The sequence below is a fragment of the Litchfieldia salsa genome (assembly GCF_900104555.1).
Classification (GTDB): Bacteria; Bacillota; Bacilli; order Bacillales; family Bacillaceae_L; genus Litchfieldia; species Litchfieldia salsa.
On sequence record NZ_FNJU01000008.1, the window covers coordinates 121,610 to 137,236 of the forward strand.

At 36.0% G+C, this 15,627-nt stretch carries 11 protein-coding genes; 4 read left to right on the plus strand and 7 right to left on the minus strand.

The genetic code is table 11. From position 1 onward, the window contains the following. Nucleotides 1-64 precede the first annotated feature (64 nt). Together BLQ56_RS15595 and BLQ56_RS15600 are read right to left on the minus strand one after the other, a co-directional pair. Entirely contained in the window at nucleotides 65-1,438 is a 1,374-nt protein-coding gene (locus BLQ56_RS15595; RefSeq protein WP_090856289.1) for an MATE family efflux transporter, read from the minus strand. A gap of 375 nt (nucleotides 1,439-1,813) precedes the next feature. Beyond that, nucleotides 1,814-2,869 (minus strand): LLM class flavin-dependent oxidoreductase, encoded by a 1,056-nt coding sequence (locus BLQ56_RS15600; protein ID WP_090856292.1) that lies wholly within the window; start codon nucleotides 2,867-2,869, stop codon nucleotides 1,814-1,816. A 212-nt stretch (nucleotides 2,870-3,081) separates the two neighbouring features. Between BLQ56_RS15600 and BLQ56_RS15605 the strand changes: the two genes are divergently transcribed. Next, nucleotides 3,082-4,491, plus strand: a complete 1,410-nt coding sequence (locus tag BLQ56_RS15605) for a sodium/glutamate symporter (protein WP_090856295.1) — start codon at nucleotides 3,082-3,084, stop codon at nucleotides 4,489-4,491. 333 nt (nucleotides 4,492-4,824) lie between these two features. On the opposite strand, the gene BLQ56_RS15610 is transcribed toward BLQ56_RS15605, so the two are convergent. Together BLQ56_RS15610 and BLQ56_RS15615 are read right to left on the minus strand one after the other, a co-directional pair. After that, nucleotides 4,825-6,129, minus strand: coding sequence for a sensor histidine kinase (locus tag BLQ56_RS15610; protein WP_090856298.1), 1,305 nt, complete (start codon nucleotides 6,127-6,129; stop codon nucleotides 4,825-4,827). A 141-nt stretch (nucleotides 6,130-6,270) separates the two neighbouring features. Then, a complete protein-coding gene (locus BLQ56_RS15615) occupies nucleotides 6,271-6,825 on the minus strand; it encodes a C40 family peptidase (RefSeq protein ID WP_090856301.1) in 555 nt (184 codons plus the stop codon). Between the two features lie 91 nt (nucleotides 6,826-6,916). Between BLQ56_RS15615 and BLQ56_RS15620 the strand changes: the two genes are divergently transcribed. After that, complete coding sequence (locus BLQ56_RS15620; RefSeq protein WP_090856303.1) at nucleotides 6,917-7,834, plus strand: phosphatidate cytidylyltransferase; 918 nt, start codon at nucleotides 6,917-6,919, stop codon at nucleotides 7,832-7,834. 152 nt (nucleotides 7,835-7,986) lie between these two features. Beyond that, a complete protein-coding gene (locus tag BLQ56_RS15625; protein ID WP_090856306.1) occupies nucleotides 7,987-10,173 on the plus strand; it encodes an N-acetylmuramoyl-L-alanine amidase in 2,187 nt (728 codons plus the stop codon). Nucleotides 10,174-10,377: 204 nt separating this feature from the next. On the opposite strand, the gene sstT is transcribed toward BLQ56_RS15625, so the two are convergent. From sstT to BLQ56_RS15640, 3 genes are all read right to left on the minus strand, one after another. Further along, nucleotides 10,378-11,616: a serine/threonine transporter SstT gene (sstT, locus tag BLQ56_RS15630; protein WP_090856309.1), complete on the minus strand. Its 1,239-nt coding sequence runs from the start codon at nucleotides 11,614-11,616 to the stop codon at nucleotides 10,378-10,380. A 364-nt stretch (nucleotides 11,617-11,980) separates the two neighbouring features. Continuing rightward, nucleotides 11,981-12,688, minus strand: coding sequence for a M48 family metallopeptidase (locus BLQ56_RS15635; protein WP_090856312.1), 708 nt, complete (start codon nucleotides 12,686-12,688; stop codon nucleotides 11,981-11,983). Between the two features lie 29 nt (nucleotides 12,689-12,717). Further along, the gene (locus BLQ56_RS15640) at nucleotides 12,718-13,233 is read right to left on the minus strand and encodes a YehS family protein (RefSeq protein WP_090856314.1); all 516 of its coding nucleotides are present in this window, start codon (nucleotides 13,231-13,233) and stop codon (nucleotides 12,718-12,720) included. 224 nt (nucleotides 13,234-13,457) lie between these two features. Here BLQ56_RS15640 and BLQ56_RS15645 point away from each other — a divergent pair, with 224 nt between their 5' ends. Beyond that, nucleotides 13,458-15,455, plus strand: a complete 1,998-nt coding sequence (locus BLQ56_RS15645) for a S9 family peptidase (protein WP_090856317.1) — start codon at nucleotides 13,458-13,460, stop codon at nucleotides 15,453-15,455. Nucleotides 15,456-15,627: the final 172 nt, after the last annotated feature.

The following is a 15,627-nucleotide window of genomic DNA, read 5'->3' on the forward strand; positions in this document are numbered from 1 at the left end:
TCACTCATAACGCTTAGTGACTGTTCCATTAAATTTTATATCTACTCACTAAGTGTTCAAATTCCTACGCCGATTCTACACTCACTGATTTCTCACTTTTAACAAGTGCCTTCTGCTCCCATTTCCTACTATTCCATCTAATCCATAAAGCAATTCCACGAACCCACTCATCTGCAATGAAGGCAATCCAAATCCCAATTAGCCCCAAGCCAAAGTGAATACCTAATAGATAATACAATGGAACACTAAAGCCCCAAATCGTTAAAACTGAAATAATCATCATATACCTTGCATCACCTGCAGCCTGCAAAGTAGCACCATAAACAAGATTTAAACACCTACCCGGTTCTAATAAAAAGCCCATGATGAGTAATGTAGCTCCCATTTGAATAATCTCTGGATCATTAGTAAATAACCCAAGTAAGGGTTCTCTTACTAAAACAATAATAGCAGTCATCACTAAAGCCATAACAATACTCCAACGTACGTTACGCACTCCTTGCTTGAAAGCTTCCTCCATTTTACCGGCTCCGATTAAATGACCAGTCATAATTTGTGATCCTCTACCAAGAGAAATTCCTAATATCATAATAAAAAACAGAACATTAATTGTATAAATTCTCGTAGCCAGCATTTGAGTCCCTAACATTGTAATAATCGATGTAGTAACAATCTGACTACTAGAATATGAAATGATCGTCATTGATGATGGAATACCAATACCTAAAACCTTCTTCAGACGATCTTTCTGTATATCAAAAAAATCATTCCATGTTAATTTAAGATTTACTCGGTAGTACAGAACAAGTGCAAACGCAATAAGCGCTACAAATTGACTAAATGCAGTAGAAATTGCTACACCTGTGACTCCTAATTTCGGAAAACCAAACGCACCATAGATAAACAGAAAGTTCCCGATTATGTTTATAATATTCATACCGCCACTGACAAACATGGTCTCTTTTGTAAAACCGTGCGTTTGAATAATGACAGACATCGTTATACTCATCGCTTGAAAAACAAGCGCCCCACCTACAATTATTAGAAAGCTTCTCGCTTGGTTAAATAATTCTGGCTCTAAATCAAATAAGCCCAATAACTGTCTACTAAATACAATAATTACCGTTGCTACTACAAGCCCAAATAGGAAATTAATTAGAATCCCATTCCCTGTGTACTTTTTGATTTCATCATACTTTCTTGCCCCTAAATATTGGGCGACGACAACAGAAGTGCCAGTGGCTACAAATTGAAACAAAAAAAACATAAACATAATCAATTGATTTGCCACTCCAACTGATGCAACTGCTTCATCAGAAACCTTACTTAACATAAATACGTCAGCTGTTCTTAACGAAAAATGTAAAAGTGATTCAATAAAAATAGGCCATGTCACTGCAATAAGTGATAACTTCTTTACCTCAGGTGATATCGACATAAAATCCCATCCAAACTTAAGAATTTTGAAAAAAAGAAAGAGAGATCTCTATTTATGATCACTCTTTTCTCTAATAAACAATTCCATATAAATAAAATTTAATTTCACCATCAACCATATCAGAATACAATTGGTTAATATTAGTTAATGTTTTTATTAAATAGTTAATAAATATGAATAATATAATTAATATATTACTAAACTTACTTTAAAAAATAAAGAAAAACTACTGGAAATTAAAAAGAGGCCTTGCTAAAAGGCATCTGACACTTACCCAAGCTCTCAAAATCTTGTTAATGATAACAAAGGTATTAACAATAACCAGATCTCAGATAAGGGTAAGTGACACATTGCTTTTGGCATAGCCTCTTGTCTCTATTTTGCTGTATATTTTTTTATGGCAGGGAGGATTTCTGTTCCGATTAACTCAAGATTCTTCTGTAGTCTTTTAAAAGGAACACCCCCGAAATCAATTTGAGCAATATAACGTTGATGACCATAAACTTCATGCTGATAGAGTATTTTTTCGATAATTTCTTGTGGACTTCCAATATTCATTACATTTTGCGGATCGATACCTTGTTCATAAGCTTCCTTAGGGAAACCACGACCATTCGTTCGTTTCATTCCTTCATTTATATGAGGATATGTGTCTTCAATCGCCTGCTGTGATGTTTCTGCTGCGTAAAAGAATCCAGCGGTTGCTACTGGAAGCTGCTTCGGGTCAAAACCTCCTTGTTTCGCTGCTTCGCGATAAGCATCAATTGACCGTTTAAAGCTTAGTACATGACCACCCAAATGGGCAAGGAACATCGGTACACCTGCAAAACCTGCCTTAATTGCACTATCTGGCGAACCTCCAACAGCCCGCCAAATTGGCATTGAACCGTTTTGGGGACGGGGTAGAATTGTTGCATTTTTTAATGGAGCACGGAACTTACCATTCCAATTAACAACCTCCTGCTCGTTAATTAGACGTAACAGGTCGAATTTTTCTTCAAATAACTCTTCATAATTGTTAACGTCATACCCTAATAATTCAAATAATCCAATTCTCGATGCACGTCCTGCTACTATCTCCGCACGCCCTTTTGAAATTAAATCAATTGTTGCAAAATCCTCGTATACACGTACTGGATCAGATGTACTAATAATTGTTGATGAGCTTGCAATTTTCATTTTGCTCGTAGCCTGAGCGATAGCCGACAACACGACTGTATGTGCCTGTGTCGCAAAATACTCCTGATGGCTTTCCCCTACACTAAAGAAATCAACGCCTGCCTGCTCCGCTAGCCTTGCATAATCTATAATTTCATGTATGCGATCACCCACAGACATTCTCTCGCCTGATAATGGATTAGGTAAATGGTCACCTAATGTATAAATTCCAAACTCTAATCCTTTACTTTGATCAATCCGATACTTTTCCATATCCAACACCTTTCTAGAGACGGTTCTCATCTTTCATAAACCTAATCATAAACGAACAGACAATCTTTTCTCAATAAATTGGATTTATCACTTGAGACACGAGAACCGTCCCTGTATCACACTAGTTTAATATTTTCGCCGTAGGGAATAAGTTAATATACATATTTTAAGAGTGGATATCCACTTTTGTTAACTTAAAAAGGGGGATAACTATGAATGCTGAAATGGTTGGATTAAGCATAATTTTAATTGGAATACTCCTATTAATCGGAAAATTTATTCGGGTTAAATTTTCGATCTTTCAAAAATACTTCCTTCCAAGCTCAATCATTGCTGGCTTTATTGCATTAATATTAGGACCAGAAATTGTAGGTTCATTGTTTACTAGATTTCAAGGTGAAAACTCAATTATCTCAAACGGCGTTATACACCAGGACGTTCTTAACGTTTGGACAACACTACCGGGACTATTAATCAGTGTCATCTTTGCTACTCTATTTTTAGGCAAAAAGATTCCCAATATAAAAGATATTTGGTTAACAGCAGGGCCACAAGTTTCATTTGGTCAATCAGTTGCATGGGGACAATATGTTGTTGGCCTTCTATTAACAATCATTATTTTGACACCACTTTTCGGACTAAATCCCATGGCTGGGGCGCTAATTGAAATAGGCTTTGAAGGAGGCCACGGTACAAGCGCTGGATTAAGTGAGACATTTCATAAATTGGGATTTGCGGACGGAGCAGATTTGGCCATTGGCCTTGCAACTGTAGGTGTCGTTTCTGGGGTTCTACTTGGAATTATTTTAATTAATTGGGGTGTTAAACAAAAGAAGACAACTATACTAAAAGATCCTTCTAACCTACCGAAAAATAAACTACGAGGAATTATTGAACCTGAGGACCGACCGTCAGCAGGAACAATGACAACTGAACCTGAGTCAATAGAACCACTTGCGTTTCACATAGCATTCGTAGGTATAGCTATTCTAATTGGAAAGGGTGTATTAGAAGCATTTACATACTTAGAAAAAATTACTTGGGGGAACTGGACTGATATACATATTATTACCCATGTTCCATTATTCCCCTTAGCTATGGTCGGGGGGGTTTTATTGCAAATTTTCCTTGATAAAATGGATAAATTCAAACTAGTGAATAGAAAAATGATTTTACGTATTCAAGGTCTAGCTCTAGATTTTCTAATCGTAAGTGCTATAGCCACTTTATCTTTAACCGTTATTGCTGAGAACTTCTTACCATTTTTACTTTTAGCATTAACAGGCATCGCTTGGAATCTTGTCGCATTTATATTTTTAGCACCACGAATGATTCCAAAAGATTGGTTTGAACGAGGAATTGGTGACTTTGGACAATCCATGGGGATGACTGCCGCAGGTTTAATGTTAATTCGCATCACAGACTCAAAAGGAGACACTCGAGCACTCGAAGCATTTGGCTATAAACAACTCATGTTTGAACCATTCGTTGGAGGTGGATTGTTCACCGCCGCTTCTGTACCACTAATCTACCAATTTGGACCTCTCCCAATCCTATTACTTTGCCTAATCATCATGCTCAGCTGGATGGGAATTGGCATATTCTACTTTGGAAAAAAATAAGTGGTGCGCGGGGACGGTTCTCGTGTCACACCCACATTCAAAAATAAAGGAACCTTTAACTTTTGTCTGCCTTAACAACGAAAGATAAAGTAAATCAAACCCATCACAGAGATTCGGAATAACTGATAAAATCTTTGAAATGAAAGACATTACCTATATGCAATAAAGATACAGCGGTGAGTGGAAGATTTACCGCTGTGTTTAAGTACGCATCCCTAATAAATATTTGCGAAAGAAGACCAACCATATGGTAAGGTGATCAATATGTGATTTATGTAAAATTTAAGGAGACAGTATAACTTCTCAAATGAGAGATGAGAACCGTCCCCTGTTTCACAAAGGTATGACCACAAGTACTGTGGTTTCTTTTTTGGTCGATCTTATTGTGATTTTACCACCATACTTTTTCGTTACGTCCTTTACAATAAATAATCCCTGTCCCCTAATCTTACCCATTTCTGTCTTTTTCGTTGTGAAACCCCTTTTAAAAACAGTGTCAGTATCTTCGATTTTCGTTCCTGTATTTGATATTTCAAACAGATAATGATCAATATCTTCTTTAATGACAATGCTCATCTTCCGTTGACCCTCAGGCAATTCTATCGCTGCTTCAATCGCATTATCAATTAAATTTGATAATATTTTAATTAAGTCTATAGTCTTCAATTTATTAAAAGAACCATTGGATACATCAAACGATAAATCAATGCTATGGTTCAGAGCAGCAAGCTTCTTGGTCTGTAATAAAACTGATAGCCCTGGATTGTCAATCCTAAGCTTTACATCTGAAACAGTCCGGACTTCGTTAACTAATGAGGATGAATACTCAAGGGCTTTGCCTTGCTCTCCCAACTTCAGAAGGCCATGTATTACTTGGAGATGGTTTGTAAAATCATGTCTTAACGACTGAACAGAACTTATTAGAGATTTAAATTCTGTTTGGTACGTATCCTCTGTATCCTCAAGCTCCCTCTTCCTTTCTTTTACATACCACCTTTGTATTATAATGAAAGAGATCAGAACAAGAAATACAAACAGAATATTAAAAACAAACATAGACACACTATCTTTCAAAATTTTACTCCCAACCTCATTGACCATATCTGTTCCTATGTCGATTCCTATATACCCAATAATTGTACCTTCATTATCAATAATTGGCGCACCCACTGAAATATAACTAGTTTTTAAAAATGTATCATTAAGCACGCCTGTTTTATAGGTCTGTCCCTCATACGCTTTTCTCACTTGCTCTTCAGGAACAGTACAAATCTCCCCTATTGGATAATCCATCTCATCATCCTCTGGCATTCCAATAATCATACCTCTAGATACTTTTGGATTATCAACCTTCAAAGTATATACATATAAAGCACCAATCTTTTCTCGTGCGTCATTTAAGTAATTTCTGATTTCCCAGTAGTCTTCGCTTTTTACAGGATTAGCTAAAAAACTCTTGTATTGTTCCGTGTCAATAGAAGATGCAATGGACATTGCTGACTGTATACTTTGATTTGCAATTGATTCCTCAACTGTCTTTTCAATTTTTATATATGAAGTAAAAACATTTAAACTTGTTAAAAACAACAACAAAAGGATAGATAACACAAATATTAACTTTAATTTACTTCTCTTCATTTTAAATCCTACGTACCTTCCTACTTTAGAATTAAAGAACTAGCTTTCCATATCCCATCCTATCACCCTCTCATTATATAGGATACACTAAGTTTTTTCCTCTAAAACAGGGGGTTATCATAGAATAACTATGATCTTATGTTAGACAAACCTTCTCTTAATTGGCTCATATTCAAATAATTTCCCTTCATATTCTTGGTGAAGTCTAGGATTATTGCGGAAGTCATCCGGGGTTACGAGAGCCGGTAATTTATCCCACAGCCTAATTCCCGAGCGATGGAGGATTTCAGCAACAAACTGTGAACAGAAATAAGAATTGCTAAATTCAACTGGTGCATTTAATGAAACTCCGATAAGTCCAAGTATGTTATATAGGAATTTTCGTTGATTTTTTTGGAAAACGTTTAGCACTCGCTTCATCTTTTCAACATCACGCTCAGAAACTTCCAACCTATAAATAACACATGTTGTATTTGGGTACTTACTATAGGTTCCTTTAAATATATCTTCCTTCACAAAACCACCATTGATAGGGTTATTTGGTTTTTTTCGACCGAAACTATATAATTCTTTTAAATCTTGGTCAAAGGCAATTGAGGCATGGTTATAGGGAGCTTTTGTATATTTTTGTATCGATTTTGTAAATAAGGTTCCTGTGTCGGTTAGCATAATATAGACACTTCTATTCAATTCCATTCGTTTACCCTCTTTTAAAATTGACATTTTTAACCTATATTAATTATACATGACTCTAAAAAAAAATATCGATAAAAAGTTGGTGTAAAGATTGAACAGCGCACTTTGGACACAGTTAGTCATTTTCATCAGCCTTCTAACTGCTAGTTTATTAGTTTTTCTTGTGAAAAGAACTCAGCCAAACAAGGACTTCTCTTCTCTTTCATTTCGTGTAAAAACGTGGTGGGGAATGTTTGTCATTTTTGCATTTGCGACACTATTCAATCCAATTGTATCCCTCCTCTCGTTAATGATTCTATGCTTTTTTGCATTAAAAGAATATTATTCAATGATCAAAACGAGAAAGGTTGATCGAAGGGCTTTTTTGTGGGCCTATCTATCAATTCCTGTCCAATTTTACTGGATTTATATTGAATGGTATGGGATGTTTATTGTCTTTATTCCTATTTATGTATTCCTATTCTTACCCTTACCTCGAATTCTTGGAAAAAAAGGGACAGTTGGATTTTTAAGATCTGTAAGCTCTACACAATGGGGATTAATGCTCATGGTCTTTGGGTTAAGTCATCTTGCATACTTCCAATTTGCCAGCCCAAAATACGGCCCCAATCTCGTATTATTCCTAGTATTGCTAACACAACTTAATGACGTCATCCACTTTTTAATTTCTCTTTATTTCGGAAAAAGAAAAGTGGCTCCTACATCAAACCCGAATATCTCTTGGGAAGGCTTTTTAGGCTCAATCCTTATAACCACACTGGTTGCATACCTAGTTTATCCATATTTAACACCTTTTGATGTAACATTTGGCATAATATCAGGATTACTTATTGCAATTGGAGGTTTTTGTGGAGCCCTTACGATATCAGTCCTCAAACGAGACTTACTAATTGGAGATGATGAAAAATCAACTAATATGAAAGAAAGTTACCTTAGTCGTGTTGATAGCCTAACCTATACCGCACCAATCTTTTTCCATGTCATTCGGTACTTTTATGACTTTATGTAAACTAGGCCACTAAGGCTATTCTTAGTGGCTTGTTCACACCCAAAAATAACCACATAATTTTATCAAACTATCTATCTATTTTTATGCTAGAATAAATACGGATTTCAATTTTTTAATAGTAGTGATAATTTTATCTACAGGGAGCTATCATCATGAAAAAAATAAGGTTTTTAGTAATAGGGTTACTTTTGTTGAGTTTCGCTTTACCATTAAAGGTCAGTTTTGCTAACGAAGTAGAAACAACTGCTACAATTAACACAGAATCCACCGAAGATACTACAACAACTGAGCATAGTGAGAGTACCCCTGAGGCAGCGACTTCCGAAAACCCTATAGATCAATCTATAGATCAAGAGGTCCAGGTAAATGAAGTAAACTCACTTTCACTTACTACGCCTTCTATTAAGTATTCCGTCTATTCTAACGGGATTGGATTGCAAGATAGTGTTTCTAATGGAGCAACAGCTGGAATCATCGGACAACAGAAACCACTAGAAGCGATACAGATTTCCTTAGAAAACGCACCACATACAGGGGGAATTTCATACAAGTCCCTTGTACAAAATAATTGGTTGCCCTTTGTTTCAGATGGTGAACCTAGCGGTAAAATTGGTGAAGGCTTTATTGAAGCCATACAAATCAACCTTTATGGGGAAATGTTAAACCATTATGATGTTTATTATCGTGTACATTCACAACAATATGGTTGGTTAAGCTGGGCAAAAAATGGACAATCTGCTGGGACGGAAGGATTATCTGAACCTTTAGAAGCAGTTGAAATGGTATTAGTCCAAAAAAATGGACAACCTCCTGGTGCTACAGATAAACCACTTCTTAAAAAGCCATCTGTTGCTTATTCAACTCATGTTCAATCCTATGGTTGGATGGGCCTTGTTACTGATGGAGCGGTTAGTGGAACACATGGACAATCAAAACGTTTAGAAGCCATTACAATCAACCTTCCAAACTCAACTTTTAGTGGAGGTATTACTTATACGACCCATGTACAAAGTTATGGCTGGTTAAATAACGTATCAAATGGAGCACAGTCAGGTACATCAGGACAAAGTAAAAGATTGGAAGCTATTAAAATAGCACTAAGTGGAGAGATAGCAAATTACTTTGATGTTTATTATCGAGTTCACTCCGAAACTTTTGGATGGTTAGGATGGGCAAAAAATGGAGAATCTGCTGGAACAGAAGGTCTTTCTAAGAGATTGGAAGCCATAGAAATTGTGTTAGTCAAAAAAGGCGGACAAGCTCCTAATTCAGAAAAATCAGCGTTTCTTACGAAGCCCTCTGTCACTTATTCAACACACGTTGAAACCTATGGCTGGTTAGGTTTTGTTAAAGATGGAGTACAAAGCGGAACACAAGGTGAAGCAAAGAGACTAGAAGCGATTAAAATCCAGTTACCTAATGTAGGTTATAGTGGTGGTATTACCTACTCCACACATGTACAAAGTTACGGCTGGCTAAGTAATGCATCAGATGGCGCCCTATCTGGAACGTATGGTCAAAGTAAAAGGTTAGAAGCGATAAAGATTAGTTTAACTGGTGAAATAGCACTTTATTACGATGTTTATTATCGCGTCCATACGCAATCCTTTGGCTGGTTAGGTTGGGCAAAAAATGGAATGAGGGCTGGATCAGAAGGCCTTTCAAAACGTTTAGAAGCGATAGAAATCAAACTAGTACCTAAAGGACTAGGAGAAGCAGTGAACGAGAAAGCAGCCTATAAAGAACCATTAGTCGTATTTTTAGATCCAGGGCACGGAGGATATGATCCGGGAGCAACGTTTGGTGGCCATAAAGAATCTAACTTAAACTTAACTATTGCAAACAAAGTTAAAACATTACTATTAAAACAAGGCTATAAGGTCCATATGTCTCGTCAAGGTGATTCTTATATTTCGCTGTTGGACCGTTCTAAAATGGCCAACCAATTAAATCCAGATATTTTTATCAGTATACATCACAATTCCTCAGGAACAAATATGAGTTCCGTTCATGGAATTGAATCATACTATTATAAATACAATCCAAATCATCCATCTAAAATTAATAGTGAGATGCACAATAACCCTGATAGAATTCTTAAGAGTGTTAAACTAACAAACTTAATTCACAAAAATATGGTTACTTATACCGGTGCAAAAGACCGTGGTACTGCCGGACAATCCTTCTCAGTTATACGTGAAGTGAAAATGCCTGCAACATTACTGGAGCTTGGCTATATGAACAATTCAAGTGAACTCAAAAAAGTCACAACAGACTCATATCAAAATCGTTTAGCCAAAGCAATTGCAGACGGAATAACTTCCTACTATACTAAATAATCACATAAGAACCGTCCCTGTACACAGGGACGGTTCTTATGTTTCATTCATGCCTACAAATTGAACAATTTAAAGGACCTTGAAAGAGCATTCTCATTCTCTTTTCATTCCCCATCAACAGAAGACCTCTCCACTGTTTTTCTTATAAAAATACACCCCAATAATTTTGGGGTGTATTTGAATTTCACATAAGACAATCCTTTCTTATGCTACTTTATTAATGTTTATTACTTTCCCTTCTTTACGCCATTCTTTAAACTCAGCCGCAGCTGTAAAGATGACATCAGTTGAAGAATTAAGTGCTGTTTCAAACGAGTCTTGTAATACACCAATAATGAAGCCTACACCAACAACCTGCATTGCAACATCAGCTGGGATTCCAAACAAGTTACAAGCTAAAGGAATTAATAATAAAGATCCTCCAGCAACACCAGAAGCACCACAAGCACTAACCGCTGCCAATACACTTAGAATAATAGCTGTTGGGACGTCCACTTGAATACCAAGGGTATGAACTGTTGCAAGTGTCAGAACAGAGATTGTAACGGCTGCACCAGCCATATTTATTGTTGCACCTAACGGAATTGATACTGAATAACTATCCTTATTTAAGCCTAACTTTTCACATAGATTCATATTTACTGGAATATTTGACGCTGAACTACGTGTAAAAAATGCTGTCATCCCACTTTCTTTAATACACTTAATGACAAGTGGATATGGATTTTGCCTAATTGCTCCATACACGATTAACGGGTTTACTACTAAAGCTACAAAGATCATACATCCAAGCAATACTGCAAGTAGCTTCCCATAGCTTAATAAAGACTCAATTCCATTTGTGCTAATAGATTCAAACACTAGTCCCATAATGCCTAATGGAGCAAATTTAATCACCCAACTAACCAGTTTACTAATAGCATCTGAAAAGTTAGAAATCACTGTCTTTGTTACATCACTAGCATTTCTTAAAGCAAGCCCAAGCACAACCGCCCAAGCTAATATCCCAATGTAGTTCGCATTATATATCGCTTTAAATGGGTTATCAACAACATTTAAGAGCAATGACTTAAGAACCTCTACCACACCACCAGGAGCGACCAAATCCTCAGCACCCTTTACAAGTGCTATATTTACCGGGAAAATGAAACTAACAACAACAGCAATCAAACTAGCTAAAAAAGTTCCTATTAAATAGAGAGAGATAACCGATCTCATATTCGTTTGATGACCTTTTTTATGTTGAGCGATAGCCGACATAACCAAGAATAGCACCAACACAGGCGCGATAGCTTTCAAGGCTCCTACAAACAATGATCCAAAAATCACAACAAAAGCTGCTGTTTTTGGAATTGTCAAAGCTAGTATAATACCAAGAACTAAGCCTATTACGATTTGTTTTACTAAACTTAATTGATTCCACTTTTTCAGTATACTTTTCATACAATTTCCCCCACTTATTCAAGATATATTACAAAAACATTCAAGCCTCAATAGTAACGTTCAAACAATAGACACTTTTAATAGAATTAATTCGTTTATGAATAGCATATTTTTAAAAGAATCCTTCTAAATTCCTCTATTTAAGATATAAATCCTACTAAATCATAGATATTTCTGTAAAATTCCACCTCAAATAAACAAATGTCCTCTCGATAAATACCATTATAATGTTTTATTGTTATTTTTCAATATTATTGTTTTTTTCAAATATTAAAACTTTTCAAATTAATAGATTTAGTGACACACAAAAAAGGGAGTACTTTAACATTCAAAGTACTCCCTTCTATATCAATGTTACCAATTGCTAAACACTCATTTTCCAATTTGAATAAGCTAGCCAATTTTCCTTTTCCTTGTAATCAGGCATAATCTTCCCTACAAGGCGCCAGAAAGATCGATCATGATTCAGATGAACCATATGGCACATCTCATGAACGACTACATAGTCTATCACCTGAAGTGGTGCCATTGCTAGCTTCCAGTTAAAGGTTAATTGAAGGTTGGAGTCACAAGTTCCCCAATTGGTGTTGTTATCTGTAATACGAATCGAGCGTGGTTTCACTTTAAAGTAACTTTGATGAGATTTAATACTTTTTTCTACTAAAGCCTTACATTGCTTATAGTAAAATCGCTTTAAAGCTTGCTTGATTTTTTCATCTTCTAGTTGCCTCACATAAATATGTAAGATATCCTTTTCAAAAACAACATGGTCTTGCTCTCTACTTTTGTCTTGGTGGATTTGGATCGGATAGCTGTTCCCTAAGTATAAAAAACTCTCACCATGTTCATATACCTTTTCCTGTGGACCATCTAACCGATCCTTCATTTCTTTAATCTTTTGCTGAATCAAGCCCCAGTTACCCTCTAATAATGACATCACACTTTCATCAGTTGTCCCCTTAGGAACCTGAACTACAAGATTTCCATAGGTATCGATTGCAATTCCATGTGATGATTTTTTTCTATAATGAATTTCATAATTGATTGTTTCACCTGAATAAGTATGTATCATACAATCACCTGTATTATGGGTTCAAAACCTTACCCTCTGTATTTTAATGCTAATCCTTTTAAGAAATTTCTCGCATATCTATCCCCACACACTTTATAATTCTTATGCCCTTTTTTCCTTAGTATCGCACTTATCTCACCTTTTGTTACGCTTACTCCCGCTTCATCTAATAGTACTAGCATATCATCACTTGTTAATGATAAGGCAATCTTTAATTTCTTTAGAACAAGATTATTCACACTTTCATTTGATAGAGCTGGAATTTCTGGTTGCCCAGGTTTTGGTTCTTGTTTTCCTCTTTTAAAAATAATAAAGCCATTCAAAAATTTCTCTAACATCGCATTATTACATTTGATATGGTTTTCATCTTCAACAATATCATCGAAATCATCTTCATCATCATAATCTTCAGTTGGCTTGGAAAGAATTTTTAAAACATCTTCCTTTGTTACCTCAACACCACCAAGCTTAAATATTTCAACCATATCATTGTTTTTTATATCTAAAGCATATCTCAACCGAATTAGTATATCGTTATTCGTCATTTAAAATCTCCTATCTTTTCTGCGAAGAATTTGTAGTTAGTTTTTCTCTACAATATCAATTATTATAAAACATTAAAAAGGTTCACGCCAATAATCCTCAAAAAAGCAGCACAAAAAAGTAATGTCTTCTATATTAAGTAAAATACAGAAAATTTTATTTTATTTCGTTTTTCGAAATGTTAAGATAGACTTTATAGAAATATTATCATGGAGGGGTTATTAAAATGACGAAACGTCCTATTACAGCAGAAGATTTATGTAGGTTTAAGTTTGTAGGTGATCCTACCGTTTCACCTACGAAAGATAAAGCAGCCTATGTCTTAACACACATGGATAAAGAGAAAGATGGCTACTATTCTTCAATTTTTATAACTGATTTAAAAGGAGAGGGGCGACAGTTTACTTCTCATTATTCAAAAGACCTTTTAATAAAAGACACTTCACCAAATTGGTCACCTGATGGAAACACACTCGCATTTCGTTCAAATCGCACCGGAAAAAACCAAGTTTGGCTTTTACATATAGATGGTGGTGAAGCAGTTCAATTAACAGACGTAAAGCAAGGAATTAGTGATTTCGTTTGGTCCCCAGATGGAAAACAGCTTGCTCTTACGATTAGTGGTGAATTCAAGCTTACTTCTGAAAAAGAAACTGAAGAAACAGAAGATAAAAGTGATGTAAAGGTGATTACAAGACTTCGTTATAAAGGTGATGGAGTTGGTATTTATAATGATCATCGTAAGCATGTGTATTTATATGACCTTGAGACAAAGTCATATACGCAAATTACTGAAGGGGAGCATGACTTTTCTCAGCCTCGTTTTACACCAGATGGGAAAACATTATTCTATCTTGGGACAAAGGCAGAAGATAAAGAGTGGGGCTATCTCCCTGCAATTTGGAAATTCGATCTAGCTTCAAAATCAGAAAGCCTGTTTTATCAAGGAAATGGATATATGATGTCACCTTCAATTTCCCCAGATGGGAAATGGTTAGCAGTTGCAGGTCATACACGTGGTGAAAGAAGTCAAGGTAATGCCAATGTTCTCCTGTTTTCTATAGAATCAGGAAAACTAACAAACTTAACCGAAAGCTTTGATTACACAGTTGGAAACCTTGTAGGTGTTGATGCAAAGTATGATCCTGCAGAGCTTCAATTAATATGGAACTCTACTAGTTCTACTATTTATTTCAGCGCAACTATTGGTGGAGATTGTCAGCTCTTTACAGTGAGTATAGAAGGTGAAGTTTCCAAATCCTTATCACCTTCAGACGCTTCTATCACTTCTTATGATCTTGTTAATGATGATCAAGCGGTCCTTGTTCTAGCTACTCCATATTCTACTGGAGATTTACTAACTCAAGATCTTAATAACGTGAAGAACGTTGTTAAGCTAACTGATTGGAACAAAGAGTTATATAGTGAGGTTCATTTAAGCTCTCCGGAAAATTTCCATTATAAAAGCACAGATGGCTTGGATATTGAGGGATGGATTATGAAGCCTTATGGTTATCAAGAAGGTGAAAAATATCCACTAATTCTTCAAATTCATGGTGGTCCGGCTACAGCTTATGGAAATGGTCTACACCATGAAATGCAATTAATGGCCTCTAAAGGGTACGTTGTCCTTTACACAAACCCTAGAGGAAGCCATGGATATGGACATGATTTTGTAAATGCTGTTATTGGTGATTATGGTGGTATGGATTATGAGGATATTATGGCCGGCTTAGATCATGCCCTAGCTAACTATAACTATATTGATCATGATCAACTATTTGTCACTGGTGGAAGCTATGGTGGATATATGACCAATGTGATCGTGACTCGTACTAACCGATTTAAAGCAGCCGTAACTCAACGAAGTATTTGTAACTGGCATAGTTTCTACGGAACTAGTGATATTGGCTTCTTCTTTACTGAATGGCAGCATGGACATGCTGACCTTTGGGACGATGTTGAAAAGCTATTAAAGATTTCTCCATTAACTTATGCACGTAATGTGAAAACACCAACACTTATTCTGCACAGCGAGCAAGATTTACGTTGTCCAATGGAGCAAGCAGAGCAATGGTATATTGCCCTTAAGCGCCTTGGAGTGGAGACCAAGTTTGTTCGTTTTCCGGACGAAAATCATGACCTCTCTCGTTCTGGTAAACCTAAACACCGCTTAGAACGTTTAAAGCATTTGATTGATTGGTTTGAGGATCGACGTAAGTAAGAGGCAAGTAGATAGATTGATGGGAGTAAGAATTCTAATGAATTCTTACTCTTTTTTTAATCATTTGGCTGTTCTTTGAATGATGTTGATATATGTAATTTGATCCAGATGTTTTGTCTAATAGAGACCTCCTATCGAACAAACTCTTTTCCCAATCCGACCGTTTTGTCCA

Excerpts from the sequence above, each read along its gene's own strand:
- sstT (WP_090856309.1), bottom strand. The coding sequence starts at position 11,616 with ATGAAAAGTATACTGAAAAAGTGGAATCAATTAAGTTTAGTAAAACAA.
- BLQ56_RS15605 (WP_090856295.1), top strand. The coding sequence starts at position 3,082 with ATGAATGCTGAAATGGTTGGATTAAGCATAATTTTAATTGGAATACTC.
- BLQ56_RS15610 (WP_090856298.1), bottom strand. The coding sequence starts at position 6,129 with ATGAAGAGAAGTAAATTAAAGTTAATATTTGTGTTATCTATCCTTTTG.
- BLQ56_RS15600 (WP_090856292.1), bottom strand. The coding sequence starts at position 2,869 with ATGGAAAAGTATCGGATTGATCAAAGTAAAGGATTAGAGTTTGGAATT.
- BLQ56_RS15595 (WP_090856289.1), bottom strand. The coding sequence starts at position 1,438 with ATGTCGATATCACCTGAGGTAAAGAAGTTATCACTTATTGCAGTGACA.
- BLQ56_RS15625 (WP_090856306.1), top strand. The coding sequence starts at position 7,987 with ATGAAAAAAATAAGGTTTTTAGTAATAGGGTTACTTTTGTTGAGTTTC.
- BLQ56_RS15645 (WP_090856317.1), top strand. The coding sequence starts at position 13,458 with ATGACGAAACGTCCTATTACAGCAGAAGATTTATGTAGGTTTAAGTTT.
- BLQ56_RS15635 (WP_090856312.1), bottom strand. The coding sequence starts at position 12,688 with ATGATACATACTTATTCAGGTGAAACAATCAATTATGAAATTCATTAT.
- BLQ56_RS15640 (WP_090856314.1), bottom strand. The coding sequence starts at position 13,233 with ATGACGAATAACGATATACTAATTCGGTTGAGATATGCTTTAGATATA.
- BLQ56_RS15615 (WP_090856301.1), bottom strand. The coding sequence starts at position 6,825 with ATGGAATTGAATAGAAGTGTCTATATTATGCTAACCGACACAGGAACC.